Below are 21,259 nucleotides of genomic sequence, written 5' to 3' on the forward strand. Positions count from 1 at the left end.
CTGCTCGCGGGGCGCCCCCCGTTCTCTACTTTACGACAGTTTCGGCGCGCGAAAGCCGTGGCTCGGTCAGCCGCGATCCTCGATGCGGGCCCGGACCGCCGCCGCGTACGTGTCGACCGCCGTGGCCGCCGCCGTCAGCTCGCACGGGCCGTCGATCAGCAGTCTCTTCGCCGGCATGTACGCCTGCTCCAGCTCCGGGTCGCCGTCGAGGCCGTGCTCGCGGGTCAGTTCGTTGTCCGCCGCCAAGCGCGCACGCAGTTCCTCGCGGCGGGCGACCAGGCCGTCGAGCACCGCGCGCTGGCGGCGGCCGTCCTCGACCGCCGGGGCGACCGCGTGCTCGTGGCCGTCGATGTGCTTCTCGACCCACTCCGCGTCGCCGTCGACCTCGGCCGAGCGCAGCTGCTTCAGCGCGCCGCGCAGCCGCTGGGCGCGGGCCGGCAGCATCGCGACGCCGGTGAACCGGGTCGCCACGCGCAGCTGGTACGCCTCGATCTCGGCGAGCTCCTCCACGGACTGCGTCAATACGTCGAGACGGCCCGCGAGGTCGTCCCGCGCCGGGCGGGCCCCGAGGGTGCCCGCCTGGACCGCCGCGACGCCGGGCGAGGACTCTTCCCGGAACCCGAGCAGCAGGCGGATGCCGAGCTCGGCCGCGCGGCCGGCCAGCGGGGCCAGCACCTCACCGACGAGCCGGTCGGGTTCGGCGGAGTCGTCGATCGCGTCGATGACGAGGGTGCGGCCCGCGACGCCGGTCGTGAGCCGGTCGGCGATCCGGTGGCGGACGGCGTCCGCGGTGCGGCCGGTGGCGTCGACGGCGAGGTCGACGCTGCCCGCCGGCGGCATCTGGCCCAGGGCGGGCGGCAGGCCGGACACACCGAGGGAGCGTTCGCGGTCGGCGAGGACGATCCCGAACCGCAGGGCCGCGGCGACGGGCGACCCGGCCTCGCCGGTGTCGACGACCCAGACGGTGCCGGGCTCGGCCTTGGCGAACCAGTCGGCGACGCGCTGCACGAAGGAGACGTCGACGGCTTCGCCGACGGGCCGCGAAAAGCTGGCGTCCACGGCCGGGCTGCCCGAGGTCCAGATGCTCAGCTGCGGCAGGTGCCCGAGCATGGTCTCGACCGGGATCATCCAGGTGCCGGTGTCCTTGCCGACGACCACGCCGACGAGGTGGCCGGTCGCCTCGTCGAGCACCGCCGTGCCTCCGAAGCCGGGGCCGAGCGGTTCGGCTTCGGCGGTGCGGAACAGCCGGACCCACTCGCCGCCGGGGCCGCCGGGGTGCTCGGGACCGCCGAGCCGGGCGTGGGTCCAGCGGCCGACCGAGCCGGGCGGGAAACCGAAGGCGCGCACGAGCTGGTGCTCGCCGATCGGCATGCGGTGCAGCGGCGCGCGGAAGACGCGGGATTCGGGACGATCGAGGCGGAGCACGGCGAGATCGCCGCGCCCGCCGCCGTCGGAGGGCACCCAGCAACCTTCGACGACGGTGGCCGTGCCGGGCATCGCCTCGGCCAGGCCGACGAAGTCGACGCTCAGCGCGGACCGCGGTCCCCCGGCGGTTTCGACGACGTGCGCGCTCGTGAGGACGTGGTACTCGTCCAGCACCGTGCCCGCACCGCACACCCGGCCGAGTTCGTCGTGCAGCCGGACCCGCCAGCGTCGTCGCTCACGCTCGAACCCCATTCGGCGGACCCTACGCCGTGATCGTCGCGCCTCGGGCGCCGACCTCCCTACCCAGCGGTAATGGCTCACCCGAACGGAGTCAGCCGTTCGTAGTAATGCCAACGATTTCTGCGTCCGAGTGAGCGGACGGGCACGCTCGGAGACCGCTCAGCGGGACAATGGCCCGTTGAGCGACTGCCCGAACGATCACCGAAGAGTGCCCCGGCGCCTCAGACCCGGCCGAAGACCGCGCTCCCCGGGGCCGCCGGGTCGTCGCCCGCCCAGAACTCGTACCAGTGGCCCGTGAACTCGTCGTGCGAGAGGCGGCCGTCGCCGTCGGTGTCCAGCAAGGCGAACACCTCGGCCGTCGGGACGCCGGTGCCGCTCCAGGCCTCGATCATCCGGCGGTACTCCGCCGCCGAGATCGCGCCGTCCCCGTTTTCGTCCACCGCTTCGAACATCGCGTCGGCGGTCCCGGTGACCGCGCCGGGCATCTTCGGCAGCTCGTCGACGACGCTCAGGACTTCGTCGAGGGAGACCTTGCCGTCGCGGTCGCGGTCGGACGCGTCACGCAGCGTCGCCCACCAGCCCATCATGATGGCGGCGAGCTTCTCCCCTTCGGGCGTGCTGCCGTCGGTGCCGCGGAGGTCGAGCCACCTCGCCGTGAGCGCCCGGAAGTCGGACTCGGTCAGGTAGCCGTCGTCGTCGGCGTCCATCGCGCCGAAAATGCCGGAGATCTTGCGTCGCTGGAAGTCACTGGCCATGCACGACAGCTTCGCCGCGACGACCGCCACCCGACGACGTCCGCCCGAGTACACCCGCGCCACGACCCGGTGATCCGGGCCGTGACGCTCGGTGAGATCAGTGCGCGGCTTCGTTCCAGGACCGGCCGTAGCCGACCGAGACCTCCAGGGGCACGGCCAGGTCGTAGGCCGAGCCCATGCCGTGGCGGACGAGCTTCTCCAGCTCCTCGCGCTCACCTTCGGCGACCTCGAGCACCAGTTCGTCGTGCACCTGCAGCAGGATCCGGCTCTTCAGCTTCGCCTCGACCAGCGAGCGGTGGACGTTGAGCATCGCGACCTTGATGATGTCGGCCGCGCTGCCCTGGATCGGGGCGTTCAGCGCCATCCGCTCGGCCATCTCGCGGCGCTGGCGGTTGTCGCTGTTGAGGTCCGGCAGGTAACGGCGGCGGCCGAAGACCGTCTCGGTGTACCCGTTCTTCGCCGCGACGCCGACGACCGAGTGGAGGTAGTCGCGCACCCCGCCGAAGCGGTCGAAGTACGCCTCCATCTGGGACTTGGCGTCCTCGGTCGAGATCCGCAGCTGCTGCGAGAGCCCGTACGCCGACAAGCCGTACGCGAGGCCGTACGACATCGCCTTGACGCGGTAGCGCAGCTCCGGGGTGATCTCCTCCGGCGGCATCGAGAACGCGCGGGACGCGACGAACGTGTGCAGGTCCTCGCCGGAGTTGAACGCCTCGATGAGGCCCTCGTCCTTCGACAGGTGCGCCATGATCCGCATTTCGATCTGGCTGTAGTCCGCGGTCATCAGCTCGCTGAAGCCCTCGCCGACGACGAACGCGTCGCGGATGCGGCGGCCTTCTTCGGTGCGGACCGGGATGTTCTGCAGGTTCGGCTCGGTCGAGGACAGCCGCCCGGTGGCCGCGATGGTCTGCAGCAGCGTCGTGTGGATGCGGCCGTCGTCGGCGACGGACTTGATCAGCCCCTCGACGGTCGTGCGCAGCTTCGTCGCGTCGCGGTGCTCCAGCATGTGCTGCAGGAACGGGTGTTCGGTCTTCTCGAACAGGCCCTGCAACGCCTCGGCGTCGGTGGTGTAGCCGGTCTTGGTGCGCTTGGTCTTCGGCATGCCCAGCTCGTCGAACAGCACGACCTGCAGCTGCTTCGGCGAACCGAGGTTGATCTGCTTGCCGATCACCGCGTACGCCTCTTCGGCCGCCTGCGTGACGCGCGAGAGGTAGTGCGCCTCGAGCGTGGTCAGCTGCTCCAGGTCGACGGCGACGCCGGCGATCTCCAGCTCGGTGATGACCTCCAGCAGCGGCAGCTCCAGCTCGGCGAGCAGCCGGGCGCCGCCGATCTCGTCCAGCTCCTTCTCGAGCGCGCCGGCCAGCTCGAAGATCGCGCGGGCCTTGACCAGCTCCTCGTCGATCTCCTTCTGTTCGAGGCCTTCCGCGCCGCCGTCGAGCAGCGACAGCTGGCCGTCGCCGCCGTCGGTCTCCGAGCGCAGCTCGCGGTGCAGGTACCGCAGCGCGAGGTCGTCCAGCTCGAACGTGCGCTGCCCGGGCCGCACGAGGTACGCGGCCAGCGCGGTGTCCATGGCGAGCCCGGCCAGCGTCCAGCCGCGGGAGCGGATCGCGTGCAGCGGGACCTTGAGGTCGTGGCCGGTCTTGCGGACCTTCGGGTCGGCGAGCCACGCGGCGAGCGCGGCGTCGTCGGCCTGGTCCATCGCCGTCACGTCGACGTACGCGCCTTCGCCGTCGGCCGACGCGAAAGCGATCGCGCGCAGGTCCGACCGGACCGACGCGCCCGCGGTGCGGAAGGCCAGCGCCACCGGCTCGCCCTCGCCCGCGTGCGCCGCGAGCCACGCCGCGAGCGCGCCCGGCGCGAGCGCGGAACCCGAGACCTCGAAGCCTTCGTCGGCCTCCGGCTCGGCGCTCTGCAGCGTCGCGAACAGCCTGTCGCGCAGGACGCGGAACTCCAGCTCGTCGAACAGCGCGTGCACGGCCTCGCGGTCCCACGGGCGCAGCTCCAGCCCGGACGGGCCGACCTCCAGCTCGACGTCGCGGATCAGCTCGGTGAGCTGGCGGTTCAGCTGGACCGAGCTGAGGTGCGCGCGCAACGCCTCGCCGGCCTTGCCCTTGACCTCGTCGACGCGGTCGATCAGGTCGTCGAGCGAGCCGAACTGCTTGATCCACTTGGCCGCGGTCTTCTCGCCGACGCCGGGGATGTTCGGCAGGTTGTCCGAGGGGTCGCCGCGCAGCGCGGCGAAGTCCGGGTACTGCTGCGGGGTGAGGCCGTACTTCTCCTCGACGGCGTCCGGCGTGAACCGCGTCATCTCCGAGACGCCGCGCTTCGGGTACAGCACGGTGACGTGGTCGGTCACCAGCTGCAGCGCGTCGCGGTCGCCGGTGCAGATGAGGACGTCGAAGCCGTCCGCCGCGGCCTGCGTCGTGAGCGTGGCGATGATGTCGTCGGCTTCGAAGTTCTCCTTCGTCAGCGACGGGATGCCGAGCACGTCGAGGACCTCCCGGACCAGGTCCACCTGGCCGCGGAACTCGTCCGGGGTCGCGCTGCGGTTCGCCTTGTAGTCCGCGAAGGTCTCCGAGCGGAAGGTCTTGCGCGAGAGGTCGAACGCCACCGCGAGGTGGGTCGGCGCTTCGTCGCGCAGGAGGTTGATGAGCATCGAGGTGAACCCGAAGACGGCGTTCGTGACCTGCCCGGTCTTGGTCTTGAAGTTTTCCGCGGGCAGGGCGAAGAACGCCCGGTAGGCCATCGAATGGCCGTCGATCAGCAGCAGCTTCGGCCGCTCGGCGACAGTGGTCGTTCCTGTGGCGTTGGCAACGGTCGTCTTCTCACTCGGGCTCACGGAGCCGAGTCTAGGCTGAGGGTCCGACACTCTTACGTGTCGCATAGGAACAGGAGCATTGCGTGACCGAAAGTGCCCCCATCGACGTGGACCGGCTGTCGGGCATCGACCCGGCGGCCGCGGACCAGCAGCTGAACGACAAAGTCGGCATGAAGCTGCTGGAAGCGACGGCCGAACGCGTGGTCGGCACCATCCCGGTCGAGGGCAACCTCCAGCCGTACGGCCTGCTGCACGGCGGCGCCAACGCCGTGCTCGCCGAAGCGCTGGGCTCGACGGTCGCCGCGCTCAACGCGGGCCCGGGCCGCGCGGCGATGGGGCTGGAGCTGTCCTGCACGCACCACCGGGCGGTCCGCTCGGGCACCGTCACCGGGGTCGCGACGCCGCTGCACGTCGGCCGCGGCACCATCACCGCGGAGATCGTCCTGACCGACGACGAGGGCCGGCGCACCTGCACCGCGCGCCTCACCTGCGTCGTCCGGGACCGCCCGCCGGGCGCCTGAGCCGGTGGACCTCGACCTCGCCCAGGTGCGGGCGTTCGTCGTGACCGCGGACCAGCGCCACTTCGGGCGGGCGGCCCAGACGCTGTTCCTCACGCAGCAGGCGCTGTCGAAGCGGATCCGGAAGCTCGAGGAGACGCTGGCCACGCCGCTGTTCCTGCGCACCAACCGGTCGGTCGAGCTGACCGCCGACGGCGAGCGGTTCCTCCCGCACGCGCGCGAGCTGGTGCGGGTGGCCGACGCGGCGGTGGCCGCCATGAGCGCCGACGACCGGCCGCTGCGCCTCGACGTCGTCGACTTCCGGCTCTCCCCGATGTTCCTGCTGCGCCGGCTCGCCGAACGGGAGCAGGCGCTGCGGATCGACCGGGTCGCCGGCGGCGGGTTCGCCCACGCCGTCGAGCCGCTGCTGTCCGGGGAGCTCGACGCCGCCGTCGGCCGCGTCACCGGCTTCGGCCGGCCGCTGCCCGACGAGCTGGAGCACCGGACGGTCCGGCTCGAACCGCTGGTCGCGCTGCTCGCGCCGGAGCACCCGCTGGCCCAGCTGGACGCGCTGCGGCTCGACGAGCTGCGCGCCGAGGGCATCTGGCTGCCCGGGTCCGGCGGGGCGGCCGAATGGCTGTCCTACCTGCAGGCGATGTGCGGCCGGTTCGACGTGCCGATCGACGACTCCGGCGTCAGCTACGACCTGCGGCACACGCTCGAGCAGACGCGGTACGGCAAGCGGCGCGTCACGCTCGCCGGGGCCGACATGGAGCTCGCGCCCGACCTCGACCTGAAGGTGCTGCCGTTCGAGCCGTCCCCGCTGTTCCCGTGGTCACTGGTCTGGCGGCGCGGGAAGGCGCACCCGGCGCTGCGGCGGCTGCTGGCGCTGGCCGGGCGCACCAGCCGTGAAGAGAACTGGTGCGCCTACGACCCGGCGCACGCCTGGCTGCCCGACGACGACCTCAGGCTCGCAACCGCCGCGCGAACCACTCGCTGAACGCCGCGTCGACCTGCTTCGCTTCCGGGCTCCCCGGAGCGAACTCGTGCCCCATTCCTTCGACCGTCACCAGCTCGGTCCCCAGCTCCTCGCGCAGGGCTCGCGCCGGTTCGCGCACGGCGCTGTCGTCCTCGGCCCCGGCGACCAGCAGCAGCGGCGCGGTCAGCTCCCCGGCCCGGCGCACGAAGTCGTAGTGGTCGGCGACGGCCCGCGACCGCGGGGACCAGGGGTAGGTGACGTCGAAGAGCCGCTCGTTGCGCCCGATCACCGGGCCCAGCCGCGCGACCGGGCTGACCACCGCGGCGGCCTCGACGGCGACGTCCCCGCGGGCGAGCACCTCCAGCGCGACCAGCGAGCCCGCCGAGCCGCCGAAAACGCCGAGCGGGCCGTCCGCGCCCGGGAGCCGGTCCCGCAGCTCGGCCAGCGCCGCGGGGAACTCCGCCACCGCCTGCTCGGTGACCGGCTCGAAGACGTTGAGCACCGCGTCCTCGCTCGCCCGCCGGAACAGCTCCGCCGGACCGCCCTCGGGCAGCCGGGCCCCGGTCAGCGGCAGGCCGAAGTACACCCGCCACGCCTGCAGGCCGCTCATCGGCACCGCTTCGGCGAAGGCCCGCTCGCTCGCGGGCACCTCCATCAGGTGCCAGCCCGCCACCAGCGCCGCCGTCGCCCCCGGGTCCGCCGGCGCCAGCGCCACGAACGGCACGCCCGCCGCGACCCCCTCGACCACTTCCCGCATCCGTCTCTCCCTGTCTCTCGGCTGCCTCCAGCGAACCGCCGGGGACGGGTGCGGGTCCAACAGCCGTTCCGGCGTCCACGACAACCGGTGGTTGTGACGGCCGGGTGCCCCTTCGGGCAGACCTGAGGTTCCCGGTGACCGGGGGGTGGTCCGTTCGGCCGCCCGAACCGGACGTAAGGTGCATCCCTGCGGCGGTGCCCGCCGCGCGGGGCCCCCGCCAGGGTGAACAGCGGAAAGCCGGGAAACCGGCCACGCACCGCCCGGCGAAATGGACGATGACATACCGCGGAAACACGGCTGTCACCCATTCGCATAACGGGCCCCGATACTTAGTATCGCTACGTGACCAGCGGCGGGCTGTAACGAAACGTCGTTCGGCTTTTCGTGCAATTCGTGTCGGTTGCGATCGTCACGATGTGGACACAGAGTAGTGAGGCCGCCTGTGCACATGACGGGCGAGAGGGATATCTTCCTGCCCTAACCTAGCCCCTGTGTCGGGGGCAACGCCTACCGGCGGCTGGTTGGTCATGGGAGGTAGTCGGTGTCAGGAGTGCGTTTTGGACGGGTTCTCGCCCTCGCAGCGGCGACGTCGCTGGCGCTGGCGGGCTGTGCCGGCGGCAGCAGCTCGTCGGGCAGCGGTGACAGCAGCACGCTGAAGATCGGGTTCATGGGCGACCTGACCGGGGAGAACTCCGGGATCGTGATCCCGCCCAACAACGGGGCGAAGCTCGCCATCGACGAGTACAACGCCACGAACCCCAAGGTGAAGCTCGAGCTGAAGAACTACGACAGCCAGGGCAAGCCGGAGCAGGCCACCTCGCTGGTGCAGACCGCGATCGGGACGGACAAGATCACCGCCCTGATCGGCCCGGCGTTCTCGGGTGAGTCGAAGGCCGTGGGCGGCGTCCTCGAGCAGGGCAAGGTCCCGAGCGTGTCGCCGTCGGCGACCAACCCGGGCCTGGCCTCGAACGGCTGGAAGTACTGGCACCGCGTCGTCGCGAACGACAACGACCAGGGCCCCGCGATCGCGAACTTCCTCATCACGGCGAAGTCGCCGAAGAACGCGTACGTCCTCTCGGACGACCAGGAGTACAGCGTCGGCCTCGCGGACGCGTTCGAGAAGACCTTCAAGGACAAGGGCATCACGACCGAGCGCGACAAGTTCGCCAAGGACGCGTCGGACTACTCGTCGACGGTGCAGAAGGTCAAGGCGGCCAACCCGGACGTCATCACCTTCGGTGGCTACTACGCCCAGGGCGGCCGGCTGCTCAAGCAGCTCCGTGACGGCGGCGTGAAGGCCGTCTTCGCCACCGGTGACGGCTCGCTCGACCCGCAGCTGGTCTCGGGTGCGGGTGCCGCGGCCGCCGACGGCGCGGTCATCGGCTGCCCGTGCAACATCCCGGACGCGGGTGCCACCAACGAGTTCGCCACCAAGTACAAGGCCAAGTTCAACGTCGACCCGGCGATCTACGCCACCGAGGGCTACGACGCGGCGACCGCCATCATCAACGCGGTCAAGGCGGGCAACACCACCGGTGAGAAGATCAACGACTTCCTGAAGACGGAAGACTTCAAGGGCGCGTCGAAGCAGGTCAAGTTCAAGGAGAACGGCGAGCCGCAGACGAACGCGATCTACGTCTACCAGGTCGTCGGCGGGGTCATCAAGAACCTCGGCGACTCGACCACCGCCAAGATCACCGGCTGACGGAGCAGTAGAAACACCTAACGGGAGCGGGGGCGCTGTGAACCACAGCACCCCCGCTCCCCGCCAATGTGGCGACCATCCTCGCCCCGTCAGGTAAGGCAACTACGTCATGTTCCAAGATCTGCAGAGCCAGTTTCTGGGCAGCACCATCGGCGGCCTGGTAGCCGGCTCCATCTACGCCCTCATCGCCCTCGGCTACACGATGGTCTACGGCGTGCTGAGGCTGATCAACTTCGCGCACTCCGAAATCTTCATGATCGGGACGATGACGTCCCTGTTCATCCTCATCGCCATCGCCGGTGGCACCGCCCCGATCACGGTCGGCGTGTTCGGGATGATCGGCATCCTCCTGCTCATCGCGGTGGCTTCCGCGATCACGTCCGGCGGCTCCGCCATCGTGCTGGAGCAGCTGGCCTACCGGCCGCTGCGCAAGAAGGGCGCCACCCGGCTCGCCGCCCTGATCTCCGCGATCGGCGCCTCGCTGTTCCTGCAGGAGCTGTTCGGTCTCGCGATCATCCCCGCGCTGTCGGACAAGGCGGGCAAGGTCCAGCAGAACGCCCCCCGGTTCGTACCGCACGACGAGCTGTTCCGGATCGGCAACGGCGTCGTGCGCACCGACCACGTCTTCGTCATCATCGCCGCCGTCGTCGTGATGGTCGTGCTCGACCAGCTGGTCAGCCGCACGCGCATCGGCCGCGGCATCCGGGCCACCGCGCAGGACCCCGAAGCCGCCGTCCTCATGGGCGTCAGCATCGACCGCATCGTCCGGATCACGTTCCTGCTCGGCGGCGCGATGGCCGGCGTCGCCGCGGCGCTCTACGTCATGGAATACGAGAACACGGACTACCGGGTCGGCTTCCTGCTCGGCATCAAGGCGTTCACCGCGGCGGTGCTCGGCGGCATCGGCAACCTGCGCGGCGCCCTGCTGGGCGGCATCGTCCTGGGCCTGGTCGAGAACTGGAGCTCCATCTTCCTCGGCTCCGAGTGGAAGGACGTCACCGCGTTCGTGGTCCTCGTCCTCGTGCTCATGCTCCGGCCCACCGGCATCCTCGGTGAATCCCTGCAGCGAGCACGCGCATGAAAGGCGACGGAGTGGCTGACAACAACGAAACCCCGGCGCGCAAGGGTTTCCATCCCATCGACGGGATGCGTGACTGGTGGGCCGACGCGCCCACGTGGCAGCGCTACGGCGTGTACCTCGCCCTGATCGTCCTGGTGCTGATCCTGCCGGCGCCGTGGATCGGCTCGTTCATGTCGCCGTACTCGGACTGGACGACCGTCCTGATCTTCCCGGTCGGCACCTACATCCTGCTCGCCGTCGGCCTCAACATCGTGGTCGGCCACGCGGGCATGCTCGACCTCGGGTACGTGGCGTTCTTCGCGATCGGCGCGTACACGTGGGCGTCGATCGGCACGACCTACGGCTGGTCGTTCTGGCCGACGGTGCTGATCGGCATCTTCCTGGCCTCGGTGTCGGGCGTCATCCTCGGCGCGCCGACGCTCCGGCTACGCGGCGACTACCTGGCCATCGTCACACTGGGCTTCGGTGAGATCGTCCGGATCACGGCGAACAACACCGACGGCATCGGCGGCGCGCGCGGCATCACGAACGTCCCGCACCCCGAGCCGCTGTTCGGCATGGAGTTCTTCCTCGACCCGGCGCCGTACTACTACCTGATGGTGTTCGCGATCGCGCTCGTCATCGTCTTCTCGGTGCGGCTCACCAAGAGCCGGGTCGGGCGGGCGTGGGCGGCGATCCGCGAGGACGAGGACGCGGCCGAGCTGATGGGCGTGCCGACGTTCAAGTTCAAGCTCCTCGCCTTCGCCATCGGCGCCATGATCGGTGGCTTCGCCGGCACGATCTACGCCAGCAAGGCCGTGTTCATCGAGCCGAACAACTTCCCGTTCATCCTGTCCGCGACCATCCTGGCCGCGGTCGTGCTCGGTGGCTCCGGCAACCTGCCCGGCGTCATCCTCGGGGCGTTCGTGATCGCGTGGCTGCCGGAGCGCTTCCGCCAGTTCAACGACTACCGCGTCCTCATCTTCGGTGCCGTGCTGGTGCTGATGATGGCGCTGCGGCCCGAAGGCCTGCTGCCGTCGCGGCAGCGCAAGGCCGAACTACGGGAAGGAACCGGCGGCATGGGCGCCATGGGCGCGGAAGTGGCCGGCCCCGACTCCGAGGCTTCGGCGGAGGTGACGAAGTGAGCCCGCTGCTCGAATTCGACAACGTGACCATGCGCTTCGGCGGCGTCACGGCGTTGCGCGAGGTCAACCTCACCATCAACGAGGGCGAGATCTTCGCCCTCATCGGGCCGAACGGCGCCGGCAAGACCACGGTGTTCAACGTGGTCACCGGCGTCTACCAGCCGACCGAGGGCGAAGTCCGCTTCGACGGCGACCGCATCGACGGCATGAAGCGGTTCAAGGTCACCAAGCGCGGCATCGCCCGGACGTTCCAGAACATCCGGCTGTTCCACAACATGACGGCGCTGGAGAACGTCATGGTGGGCGTCGACGCGCACCACAAGACGGGCGCGATCGGCGCGACGCTCGGCCTGCCGTGGCACCGCAAGGAAGAGAAGCACGGCCGCGAGCGGGCCCGGGAGCTGCTCGACTTCGTCGGCATCGGCCGGGTCGAGCACAACGTCGCGAAGAACCTCTCCTACGGCGACCAGCGCCGGCTGGAGATCGCGCGTGCCCTGGCGACCGACCCGAAGCTGCTCCTGCTCGACGAGCCGGCCGCGGGCATGAACCCGGCGGAGAAGAACGCCCTGCAGGCGCTGATCCGCAAGATCCGGGACGACGGCCGCACCGTGCTGCTCATCGAGCACGACATGGGCCTGGTCATGCACATCAGCGACCGGCTGGCGGTGCTCGACTTCGGCCAGAAGATCGCAGAAGGGCTGCCGCACGAGGTGCAGAACAACCAGAAGGTGATCGAGGCGTACTTGGGGGTGTCCGAAGATGCTTCTTGAGGTCGAGGACATCAACGTCCACTACGGCAAGATCGCGGCCCTGAAGGGCATGAGCATCCAGGTCGACGAGGGTGAGATCGTCTCCCTCATCGGGGCCAACGGCGCCGGCAAGACCACGACGCTCAAGACGATCTCCGGGCTGCGGCCGCTCACCAGCGGCCGGATCCTGTTCAACGGCCAGGACATCTCGAAGACCCCGGGGCACAAGCGCGTGCTGCTCGGGATCGGCCAGTCGCCGGAAGGCCGGGGCGTGTTCCCCGGCATGACGGTGCAGGAGAACCTCCTGATGGGTGCCTACACCCGCAAGGACGACCTCGACGCCGACCTGGAAGAGGTCTTCGAGCTGTTCCCCCGGCTCGCGGAGCGGAAGACCCAGTTCGGCGGCACGATGTCGGGCGGCGAGCAGCAGATGATCGCCATCGGCCGCGCGCTGATGACGAAGCCGAAGGTGCTGCTGCTCGACGAGCCGTCGATGGGCCTGGCGCCGATGCTGATCGCGCAGATCTTCGACATCATCCGGGAGATCAACAAGCGCGGGACGACGGTGCTGCTGGTGGAGCAGAACGCCCAGCAGGCGCTGAAGCTGTCGGACCGGGCGTACGTGCTCGAAACGGGCCGTGTGGTCCAGAGCGCGCCCGGGGCCGAGCTGCTGAACGACCCGAAGGTGCGGGCCGCCTACCTCGGTGGCGACCTCGGCGTCTGAGTGTTTCTTTGGTGAGGGGCCCGGCATTCGTGCCGGGCCCCTTTTTTTCACAGCTTGATGTCGGTGCCGTTGACGTTCTTCATGTCGGTGATGGTGGGGCCGCCGAACACCCTGAGCGCGACCGGTTTCCGGTCCTTGGGGAGGTCCCAGTAGAGGTCGAACTCGACGCGCACGCTGTGCCCGAGGTCGAACTGGGCGGGCTGGCGCTTGATCAGCATGGCCTGCTCGTCCGGGGGGTGGGTCGCGCCCTGGTCGTCGACGAGCAGCTGCCGTTTCGGGTCGAACAGGACGCTCGAGGTCCCGGTGTTCGTCACGACGAGCCGCAACCGGACGTACTGGCCCTTGGGGAGCATTTCGGCGTGGCTCCCGGTGATGCTGGGCAGGCCGGCAGCGAGGCCGATCAGGGTGAACTCGGTGTCACCGTTCTTCGCGGGCGGCACCTTGAGGGCGGTCTCGTCGGGCCGGACCGGCCGCGGCGGCAGCTCGTAGGTGGTCGTCGGCGCGGGGGTGCTGGGGGCGGCTTCGCACCCGGCCAGCAGTGCGAGGGCGACGACGGCCGGCAGCAGTTTCACGCTGGTGATTCTGCCCGCCGGCCGTCGGTCCGGCTAGGTTCCGATGCTCTCGACAACGGCCTCGGCGACGGTCTTCATGGTGGTCCGGCGGTCCATGGCGGTGCGCTGGATCCAGCGGAAGGCGTCGGGCTCGGTGAGGCCTTGCCGGCTCATGAGCAGGCCCTTGGCGCGGTCGATGACCTTCCGCGTCTCGAGCCGGTCGGTGAGCCCGGCGACCTCGGCCTCGAGGGCCTGCAGCTCGGAGAACCGGCTGACGGCGAGCTCGATGGCGGGCACGAGGTCCCGCTTGGCGAAGGGCTTGACGAGGTAGGCCATGGTGCCGGCATCCCGGGCGCGTTCGACGAGATCACGCTGGCTGAAGGCGGTGAGGATGACGACGGGCGCGATCCGGTCACCGGTGATCTTGGCCGCGGCCTCGATCCCGTCCAGCTTGGGCATCTTGACGTCGAGGATCACGAGGTCGGGCTTGAGATCGGTGGCGAGGGAGATGGCCTGTTCGCCATCCCCGGCCTCGCCGACGACTTCGTAGCCCTCTTCGCGCAGCATTTCGACGAGGTCCAGCCGGATGAGCGCCTCGTCTTCCGCGACGAGCACCCGACGCTGCGGCACGGTGGCGGCACCGTTGGCCTCGGTAGCCTGATCGGTCACCGGGGTCCTCCTGAAGTGTCGGCGGGACGGTCGGTTTCGCGGCTTCCCGCGAACCTGAAGCCTACCGGGAACGATCCAGAAGCAGAGATGGCGTTCACCACGTAGTGGCGGGCGCGACACTCCCCGCCCCGGTAGCTGTCGGCGCCCGGTGATCCCGTAGAGTCACTGCGTCACGCCCCCGTAGCCCAACTGGCAGAGGCAACGGATTCAAAACCCGTCCAGTGTGAGTTCGAATCTCACCGGGGGCACGATCCAGAACCCCAACAGCACGCCCCTCGGGCGTCCTTGCCGGGTTCATCTGGTCGCCAATCCTCTCTGCTGTGCCCGCGACCTCGCTGACGTGGTCGGCGGGCAGGGTGATCGTCATTGTCGCACGCTCGCCCTCATCGTGGACCTGGATGCTGAGCTGAACCACCTCGAAGAGGGTCCTCAGGAGATCTTCTGGCGCCTTCGCGAGGTTCACCGCCAAGACCGGCAACGCATCGAGGAGCGACAACGCATCGTGCCCCGGCTTGTCGGACTCTGTCCCGGCCGACTGGTCGACGGCTGCCAGTTTCGCGGCCAGATCGGCACGCTGGGCTTCCAGGTCGTTGTACCGCCCTCTCAGCGCCTTCGTGAACGCGTCATCGGGGTCTCCGTTCATCGCTTGCCCGAGGACCGACTCCTGTTTCTTGACGAGATCAGCCATGGCCTTCTTCAGCTGCGTACGTTGAGCTTCACGCTCGTCGGCCTCGCCGGTGTCCATACCTGCCAGCTGGGCATCGAAGATCGCTCGGCGTTCCGGGCCGAAGACGCGGTCGGCGAGGAAGGCGGCGACGGCATCGAGGAGCGCATCTTCGCGCAAGTAGAGCGTCTTGGGATGGCCGAGGTAGTTGTCCGGCCGGCCGCGGTTGTTGTTGCTCGGTCGACATAGGTAGTAGGCGCGTTCGCGGCGAACTTCGCCGACCATGCGACGGCCGCAAGGGCAGAACACTTTGCCGCGGAAGAGGTAGGTCCGTTTCGTCTGCGGGTGCGAGTTCGGCGCGTTGCTCGTGCGGGATCGCTCCTTGCTCCTCCGGCGACCGATGAGCTCGTCGTACATCCACTTCGGGATGAGCGGCTCGTGAGCGGGCTCGGGCGACCAGACCCACTTGACCGGGTCGTTGTGCTTGCCCCGGCCCGACCTGGTGGCTCGGCGGTTGTAGACCTGGTAGCCGGTGTACTTCGGGTTCCTGAGGATGTCGTTGATGCTCGACCGGCTCCAGCACCCCCGCGCCCGGCGACCACCGGGTGGACTCGGCGGCGGATGCTTCACGAGGTCTTGGTTGAGCAGGTCCGCGATGACGTCGGTGCCCAAGTGGTCGCAGTAGACCCAGGATGCGATCTGCGTCACAGTCTCGCCGCACGGTCCGTCGGGCTCGAGGCGGGTCTTCGTGATGCCCTTGGCCGCCTTCGCCGGGTTCGGGTGCCGGAAGGTCTTGGCCTTGTAGCCGTAGCAGGGCTTGCCGATGTTCCAGCCTTCTCGCACGTGGGTGCAGAGGCCACCCCATGACTGCTCGAGGGTGTTCAGGACTTCGTACTCGGCGACGGATTGGTTGATTCGGCGCTGCAGGATTCTCTGCGCTCGGCTGCCCGAGACGCTGATGGTCTCGTTGGCCGCGAACAGCGAGACCTCGTACCGCTCGAGGTCTCGCTCGACCGAGAGTCCCTCGTAAGCGCGGCGAGCCACCCGCGCGATGCTCTCGCAGATGACGACGTCGAACCGGCGGTCCGGTCTCGCTGCTTCCGAGAGCAGGTCGGTAATGCCGCCATCGCGGGCAATCGGGATGTCGAAGCGGTCGTAGTGGTCGCCGCGTCCACGGCGCTCGAGGTCCATCCGTCCCGACTCGACGTCGTAGAAGTGCGCGACGATGACCCAGGATTGGGGCAACGCGGTCTTGGAGTTGCCCAGCTGGCGCAGGATCGACTGCCGGGGGTCCTGCTGCTCTTCGGTGGACGTCCGGCCCAGAAAGGCGACGCGGACTTCGTCACGCAGGAGGGCAAGGGGCATGCCGAGGGGCGAGACAGCGTGGTCGGAGAGTCCCGATGGCCCCGAGACAGCTCGGTCTCGCTGGCCGAAGTTCGTCAGGCCGGGCACCGGCGGGTTGATGATCACACGATCGTATGAAGTCATGGCGGGTCAGGTGTCCTCAGAAGACTCGGTGGAATGCATGTCCGCAGCCCAGCGGAGGAGGTCTACGGATACGCGGGCAAGGCGCGCATGCAGGTTTTCCGCATTTGCTCCGTGAATTAGTTCGACGTGGCCAGAGAAACGACATCCTTCGCCGAGCGAACGCCCCTGATCGTAACACCATTCAGACGCAGTCAGCCGAGTCGTCATCTCCGATACAGCGAGATGACTCCGTCCGACTTGCCCCTTCGTGCCAACAGATTCATCCATCGAGACCTGCCCCGAGACGTCGAGCGAGACCGCCGAGACCCTGAAGTCCTGAGATCTGCACTCTTGCGAGACTCGACGAGATTGGCTAACTGTCCGAGACACGCGGAACCACACATGCCGTTCATTCACGGGGATACGAGAGCACTCAGACGCCCAGGTCTCGTAACAGCGGACGGTGCCGGCACGACTAGCAAGAAGCAGAAGTCTGCGCGCCGTCGCGTGGGACTGCTCGTTTGGAGGTGCGGTGCGCACGGACCAGGTCTTCAATGAAATCAGCCGCTTCGTTTACAGCAAGTGGGGCTTTCTGAGCGGGTTCCTGATTGGACTCTTGGTCATGATCGGCACTCGCTACTGGCCTTTCGGCGACGACTCGGACAGCTGGGCCGGACTCGGCCAGTGGATGGGCGGCTTCGGAGCGTTCTCCGCCGCCTGGGCAGCTCTTCGGATAGCCCGGAAGGAAGTGACCCGCGCCAACCGGCGTGAAGCCGAACGAGCTCGGGTGCAGGCGTTCTATGTGAAGGTGTCGCAGCTCCAGACCACCGATCAGGGCGTCCGCGTGCAGGTCGAGAACAGAGGTGACACACCGATCATCGATGTCGATGTCGTCGCCATCCACATCCACCTGCCGTCCGAAGACCGCCGAGTTCCCTGTGCGGCCACCGGCGGGAAGCGTTCGGTCCTTCTGCGAGAGGACGGGCTGTGGGAACCCTGGGCATGGCCCGCGGACGGCGAGGTCGACGAAACGATCGCGGCCATGACCGCCAGCAACGGCAATACCGAGATCGAGATCGAGTTCAACGACGTCGGCGGCACAAGGTGGCACCGAATCGGTTCCCGGCCGCCCGAGCAGACGGAGTCTGGGAGGCCGTCGTCGCGACGTATCGGTCAGCCGGTCCGTAAGGCGCTCACCAGCTGAATCGTCTCTTCATCGAGTTCGGTTTCGAGCGCGGCGGCGGTCGAACTCAGCCTGTCCGTGATCTCGCGCACCGCGGCCGCGTTGCCGGCGCGGTGTTCGGCCCGGAGCAGGTCTCGGTAAAGGAGCTCGCTCACCGGATCGGCTTGGATGCCGCGGCCGGCCGCGCGACGCGCAGTCGTGAGGTCGCCGGCCGCCAAGCTGACGGCGGCCAATGCGTGAGCCACCTCGACGACGGCGTCGATCATCTCCCGCTGGATCCACGAGCTCCACGCATACCGATCCGCTGGCACGTTGCTCAGCGGCAGGCCCGAGACCAGCTCCATAGCCTGTTTCAGGTAGTCGACCGAAGTCTCGGGGTCTGCGAGACCGCGCCGAGAAAGGTCTCGGAACTGGTCCCAGTCGCTCTCGAAGGAGTCTGAGAGGCGGTAGCCGCCTCGTCTCGCGTCGACGTTCGGGAGGTACAGCTCGCCGTTGGCGTCTCGGCCGAGCCAGGTGCGCAGGCGCGAGATGTAGCCCTGGCGGGTCGCTGCCGACCACGGCGCGGTGTCGGTGCCGAGCTGGCGGGAGATCTCGTCGGCGTTCGCTCCGGGGTGGAGGCTGAGGAACGCCGCCAGTTCGGTCAGCCGGTTGATCTTCTTCGCCTCGACCGCCGTAGGGTCGACGCCGGTCAAGCTGACCGGGCCGAGCAGCCTGATCGCGGGAGTCGGGATCTCGTGGGTAGCAGCAGGTGGCTCGCGTTCAGGTTCCGGCTCGCGGATTGTCGGTTCGATGAGGTTCGTGGTGAGCTGGGCGACCTGATCAGGCGTCAGCCGTTGCAGCTCGACGTCCGTGCCGAGCTCGTCGACGAATGTCCTGTCACCCCCGACGTCCAGTCGCCAAGCACCCGGCAGCAGAGCGGTATCGGGGGCGGCCGTCACGATGGCGGCGACGCGTTCCGCCACGGCCGCGAGGTCGCTGAGCTCGGCGTGGTCGAGCGGTAGAGCCGAGAGGACCACGGAGCGACGTAGCTCGGTCGCAACGGCGTCGAGGGCGTCACTCCATGTTTCCGCGAGCCGGATTCGGTCTGCGGTGCGCTCGCCGGTTCCGACCAGGACGATCACGATGTCGCTGGTCCACGGAGCGGAGAGAAGGTCCCTTGCCATCGCGGCCAGCACAGCGTGGACCTCCTCCAGCTCGCCTCGGAGCGCGATCACGCCCGCTTGCTCGAGATTGGCCAGCACCAGTTCGCCTTCGCTCGTGTGGCCGAGCGAGACTAAGGCTGGATAAGGGGCTGGCTCCTGGTTGTCCACCTCGGATCCGCTTGGCTGCTCGCTCAGTACCCATTCGCTGTCCGAAGCAGCGGTGAAAGGGCGGATGGCGTCGGCAGGGCGAGCGAGCCGGAGACGGATCCCGTTTGCTCCGATGCGTGCCCCCGCGACCGCGGGTAGCTCGATGCCGCGGTGGCGAGCGTTCTCGGCCATCTCTCGCAGCGCGTGGTCGAGCTGGTTGACCGTGGGTACCTCGATGACGACTTGCTGGCGCACGCGGCCGCGGCGGGTGGTCATCAGCAAGAGCAGCGACGCGACGAGTACTCCCCCAGCACCGGCCAGCAGGGCGGGGCTCACGCCGCTGCCCTGCTCGGGCGGAGACGCGACCTCGGTGGGCGGTGGCGTCGCAGGCGGGACGGCGGCCGCAGGATGCGGCGGAGACGAGGGAACCACCGAGACCGCCGGCGGGGGCGGGGTGGGCTTCGGGTGGCTTCCCGGCAGCTGGAGGACGTCGCCGGGGTACAGACGGTCCGGACTGGTGAGCGGCCGTCCGAACGGCTGCGGGCGGTCGCGATTGAGGTCGAAGATCTCCTGGTAGCGGTCGGCGTCGCCGAGCCGGTCGCGGGCGATCTGGGACAGGGTCTGGCCTGGCCGGACGGTGACCTCGTCGGATCCGGGCAGCTGGAGAACCCAGCCCGGCTTCAGCAGGTCAGGGGCGCGAAGTGCATCGCCGTCGGGCTGTGGGGCTCCGTGGTTGAGCTCGTAGATCTCTTGGTAGCGGTTCGCATCGCCGAGTTCGGCCGCGGCGATCGAACTCAGCGTGTCGCCGGTGACGACGACGTAGGGTGGCGCCTCGGCGGCTTCGGCCGTTGCCGTGCCGGCCAGCAGCAGGAGCAGCGCTCCGGCGGCGAGCCGCTGCGCCCAGCCGAAGCCCGGCAGCCGCACAGCCGTTGCCCCGCGAAGAGCCGCCGCGGCTTCGACGCCGAAGGCCACGAGCAACTGGAACCACGCGATGACACCGACGACCGCCAGCAGGAGCAGAAACAGGCTGCCGTCGTCACGGATGGTCAGCCAGGTGACGAGGTCGTCGAACCGGTCCGGCAGGTACACGGTGCGGAAGTGCCATAACGCCGCGGGCGGTCCGCCGATCAGGGCAGCGATCGCCGCGATGCCAGCGAGGGTTCGGGATGTCGTGCGCATGGTGGGCTCCTCCCGGCTCAGTCCGCCGAGACGAGGACGGCGGCGCCGTGGCCGTGAACGGTGAACTCGGCGATCCCGATGGAGCCGAGAAAGATCGTGGTGCGGGTGATGACGGTGTCGACGACGACCTGGTACTCGTCGGCGTGTGCGGTGCCGGTGGCGCCGGACGTCGCGATGTACCGCTGTGCTTCCGCTTCGGCGACGGCCGGCTCGACGGCGGCGTCGGTGCCGTCGGCGAGGGCGCGGACGCGCAACGCCTGCGCGCCGGCGCGGGCGGCTTCTTCGGCGATCGCCGTCGCCTGCGAGTAGGCCAGGCCTTTGCGTGTCCCGTCGACCGCGAAGCCGAGCGCGGTGAGCAGCGCGAGGCAGAGGCCGACGATCAGCACCGACGTGGAGCCGCGCTCGTCGCGCAGGACGTTCATGATCGTGCGCCGTAGCGATCGATCGGCGAGCGGAACTGCGCTTGCAGGGTCTTCGCTCCGCTGATGCCGGGGATGGCGAGGTCGTCCAGCGGGACGTCGCAGGTGATCGTCGCGACGACGTAGCCGGTGTCGCCGAAGGGTTTCGCGAAGTCCGCGGCGTCGACCACCACGTCCAGGCTGACGCAGGTCAGGTGCTGCTCGGCCAGGACCGCCCGGGCACGGCGGTCGGCGGCGACCGCCGCGGCGTGGCCGTCGCGGGCGATGGACGCGGCGCGGGCGGCCGAGCGGGCGGCTTCGTCGATCGCCGCGTCGGCGACCATGACGCGAATGCCGACCAGGCCCAGTCCGAGGAGCAGGAACAGTGCGGTCACGCCGATCGCCGTCTCGACCGTGAGGTCGCCGCGCTCGTCGCCGGTCATGGCTCGAGCCGTTCGATCGGGCCGGACGCGGTCTGGCTGATCGGGAACCGGGCGAAGGGCACCAGCGAAGTGGCCCGGCCGGTGACAGTCACGGTGACGCGCTCGCCGTCGGTGCTGGCGTTCGCGTGCACGTCGGACAGCCAGGTGCCGGTGGCGTCGCGGGTGTAGGTCTCGGCTGCCGCGGCCGCGGTAGCCGGGTCTGCCGGAGGGAGCCGGGCCGAGCGCACGCCGTCTCGTGCGGCTTCGAGGGCTACGCCGCGGCCGAGCAGGACGACGGCGATCTGGATGACGGCCCAGGCCACGAGCAGGATCGCGCTGTAGATGACCGCGGCGGCGACGTTGTCGTCGCCGCGTTCGCCACGCATCAGTGGCCTCCGATCAGCGGGAGCTTGCCGTTGATGAACGCGGTGATACCGGCGCCGATGAGCGTCGCGACGGTGATGCCGAGGGCGGCGTAGAACGCCTTGGTGATGTTCTCGTCCCCGCGCTCGTCGCGGGCGAACTGTGCGGCCCGGTCGCGGACGGCGAGCCAGAGCTTCAGGGCAATGGTGTTGATCATGTT

At 69.3% G+C, this 21,259-nt stretch carries 20 protein-coding genes, 1 tRNA gene and 1 pseudogene; 10 read left to right on the forward strand and 12 right to left on the reverse strand.

Going from position 1 to position 21,259, the window contains the following annotated elements:
* Positions 1–66: 66 nt before the first annotated feature.
* From ABZ342_RS00220 to polA, 3 genes are all read right to left on the reverse strand, one after another.
* Positions 67–1,677 carry a serine protease gene (locus ABZ342_RS00220; RefSeq protein ID WP_360467935.1) on the reverse strand — a complete coding sequence of 537 codons (1,611 nt, stop codon included), beginning with the start codon at positions 1,675–1,677 and terminating at the stop codon, positions 67–69.
* A gap of 209 nt (positions 1,678–1,886) precedes the next feature.
* Positions 1,887–2,420, reverse strand: a complete 534-nt coding sequence (locus tag ABZ342_RS00225) for an EF-hand domain-containing protein (protein WP_155546130.1) — start codon at positions 2,418–2,420, stop codon at positions 1,887–1,889.
* A gap of 97 nt (positions 2,421–2,517) precedes the next feature.
* Positions 2,518–5,259, reverse strand: coding sequence for a DNA polymerase I (polA, locus tag ABZ342_RS00230; RefSeq protein ID WP_360467936.1), 2,742 nt, complete (start codon positions 5,257–5,259; stop codon positions 2,518–2,520).
* Positions 5,260–5,321: 62 nt separating this feature from the next.
* Here polA and ABZ342_RS00235 point away from each other — a divergent pair, with 62 nt between their 5' ends.
* A complete protein-coding gene (locus ABZ342_RS00235; protein ID WP_360467937.1) occupies positions 5,322–5,759 on the forward strand; it encodes a hotdog fold thioesterase in 438 nt (145 codons plus the stop codon).
* A 4-nt stretch (positions 5,760–5,763) separates the two neighbouring features.
* Positions 5,764–6,735, forward strand: a complete 972-nt coding sequence (locus ABZ342_RS00240) for a LysR family transcriptional regulator (protein WP_360467938.1) — start codon at positions 5,764–5,766, stop codon at positions 6,733–6,735.
* Here the strand turns inward: ABZ342_RS00240 and ABZ342_RS00245 are convergent.
* A complete protein-coding gene (locus ABZ342_RS00245) occupies positions 6,701–7,471 on the reverse strand; it encodes an alpha/beta hydrolase (protein WP_360467939.1) in 771 nt (256 codons plus the stop codon). The genes ABZ342_RS00240 and ABZ342_RS00245 overlap by 35 nt on opposite strands.
* 550 nt (positions 7,472–8,021) lie before the next feature.
* Between ABZ342_RS00245 and ABZ342_RS00250 the strand changes: the two genes are divergently transcribed.
* The 5 genes from ABZ342_RS00250 to ABZ342_RS00270 all read left to right on the forward strand — a co-directional run bounded on the left by ABZ342_RS00250 (position 8,022) and on the right by ABZ342_RS00270 (position 12,854).
* A complete protein-coding gene (locus tag ABZ342_RS00250; protein WP_155546126.1) occupies positions 8,022–9,176 on the forward strand; it encodes a branched-chain amino acid ABC transporter substrate-binding protein in 1,155 nt (384 codons plus the stop codon).
* Positions 9,177–9,285: 109 nt separating this feature from the next.
* Entirely contained in the window at positions 9,286–10,257 is a 972-nt protein-coding gene (locus tag ABZ342_RS00255) for a branched-chain amino acid ABC transporter permease (protein WP_155546125.1), read from the forward strand.
* The gene (locus ABZ342_RS00260; protein ID WP_360467940.1) at positions 10,254–11,381 is read left to right on the forward strand and encodes a branched-chain amino acid ABC transporter permease; all 1,128 of its coding nucleotides are present in this window, start codon (positions 10,254–10,256) and stop codon (positions 11,379–11,381) included. The genes ABZ342_RS00255 and ABZ342_RS00260 overlap by 4 nt, the downstream gene beginning before the upstream one ends.
* Positions 11,378–12,151, forward strand: coding sequence for an ABC transporter ATP-binding protein (locus ABZ342_RS00265; protein WP_155546123.1), 774 nt, complete (start codon positions 11,378–11,380; stop codon positions 12,149–12,151). The genes ABZ342_RS00260 and ABZ342_RS00265 overlap by 4 nt, the downstream gene beginning before the upstream one ends.
* Positions 12,141–12,854: an ABC transporter ATP-binding protein gene (locus tag ABZ342_RS00270; protein WP_155546122.1), complete on the forward strand. Its 714-nt coding sequence runs from the start codon at positions 12,141–12,143 to the stop codon at positions 12,852–12,854. The genes ABZ342_RS00265 and ABZ342_RS00270 overlap by 11 nt, the downstream gene beginning before the upstream one ends.
* 47 nt (positions 12,855–12,901) lie before the next feature.
* Here the strand turns inward: ABZ342_RS00270 and ABZ342_RS00275 are convergent, their stop codons facing one another.
* Both ABZ342_RS00275 and ABZ342_RS00280 read right to left on the reverse strand, forming a co-directional pair.
* Positions 12,902–13,426 carry a hypothetical protein gene (locus tag ABZ342_RS00275; protein ID WP_360467941.1) on the reverse strand — a complete coding sequence of 175 codons (525 nt, stop codon included), beginning with the start codon at positions 13,424–13,426 and terminating at the stop codon, positions 12,902–12,904.
* Positions 13,427–13,459: 33 nt separating this feature from the next.
* Complete coding sequence (locus ABZ342_RS00280; RefSeq protein WP_360467942.1) at positions 13,460–14,074, reverse strand: response regulator; 615 nt, start codon at positions 14,072–14,074, stop codon at positions 13,460–13,462.
* Positions 14,075–14,248: 174 nt separating this feature from the next.
* Here ABZ342_RS00280 and ABZ342_RS00285 point away from each other — a divergent pair.
* Positions 14,249–14,322: transfer RNA gene (locus ABZ342_RS00285), tRNA-Leu, on the forward strand.
* Positions 14,298–14,987, forward strand: a complete 690-nt coding sequence (locus tag ABZ342_RS00290; protein ID WP_360467943.1) for a hypothetical protein — start codon at positions 14,298–14,300, stop codon at positions 14,985–14,987. The genes ABZ342_RS00285 and ABZ342_RS00290 overlap by 25 nt, the downstream gene beginning before the upstream one ends.
* Here the strand turns inward: ABZ342_RS00290 and ABZ342_RS00295 are convergent.
* Positions 14,937–16,226, reverse strand: a pseudogene (locus tag ABZ342_RS00295) (recombinase family protein); the annotation flags it as partial. The gene ABZ342_RS00290 and the pseudogene ABZ342_RS00295 sit on opposite strands and share 51 nt — an antisense overlap.
* Positions 16,227–16,737: 511 nt before the next feature.
* Between ABZ342_RS00295 and ABZ342_RS00300 the strand changes: the two are divergent.
* The gene (locus ABZ342_RS00300; RefSeq protein ID WP_360467944.1) at positions 16,738–17,409 is read left to right on the forward strand and encodes a hypothetical protein; all 672 of its coding nucleotides are present in this window, start codon (positions 16,738–16,740) and stop codon (positions 17,407–17,409) included.
* Here ABZ342_RS00300 and ABZ342_RS00305 read toward each other — a convergent pair.
* From ABZ342_RS00305 to ABZ342_RS00325, 5 genes are read right to left on the reverse strand one after another with little or no spacing between them, the layout of a single operon-like run.
* Positions 17,379–19,856, reverse strand: a complete 2,478-nt coding sequence (locus ABZ342_RS00305; RefSeq protein WP_360467945.1) for a LysM peptidoglycan-binding domain-containing protein — start codon at positions 19,854–19,856, stop codon at positions 17,379–17,381. The two genes, ABZ342_RS00300 and ABZ342_RS00305, sit on opposite strands and share 31 nt — an antisense overlap.
* A gap of 17 nt (positions 19,857–19,873) precedes the next feature.
* Complete coding sequence (locus tag ABZ342_RS00310) at positions 19,874–20,278, reverse strand: pilus assembly protein TadG-related protein (protein ID WP_360467946.1); 405 nt, start codon at positions 20,276–20,278, stop codon at positions 19,874–19,876.
* Positions 20,275–20,697: a hypothetical protein gene (locus ABZ342_RS00315; protein ID WP_360467947.1), complete on the reverse strand. Its 423-nt coding sequence runs from the start codon at positions 20,695–20,697 to the stop codon at positions 20,275–20,277. Before ABZ342_RS00315 ends, ABZ342_RS00310 begins: the two co-directional genes overlap by 4 nt.
* A complete protein-coding gene (locus tag ABZ342_RS00320) occupies positions 20,694–21,062 on the reverse strand; it encodes a hypothetical protein (protein ID WP_360467948.1) in 369 nt (122 codons plus the stop codon). Before ABZ342_RS00320 ends, ABZ342_RS00315 begins: the two co-directional genes overlap by 4 nt.
* Positions 21,062–21,256 carry a hypothetical protein gene (locus ABZ342_RS00325; protein WP_360467949.1) on the reverse strand — a complete coding sequence of 65 codons (195 nt, stop codon included), beginning with the start codon at positions 21,254–21,256 and terminating at the stop codon, positions 21,062–21,064. The genes ABZ342_RS00320 and ABZ342_RS00325 overlap by 1 nt, the downstream gene beginning before the upstream one ends.
* Between the last annotated feature and the right edge of the window lie 3 nt (positions 21,257–21,259).

It is taken from the genome of Amycolatopsis sp. NPDC005961 (assembly GCF_040629235.1).
GTDB classification, from domain to species: domain Bacteria; phylum Actinomycetota; class Actinomycetes; order Mycobacteriales; family Pseudonocardiaceae; genus Amycolatopsis; species Amycolatopsis camponoti.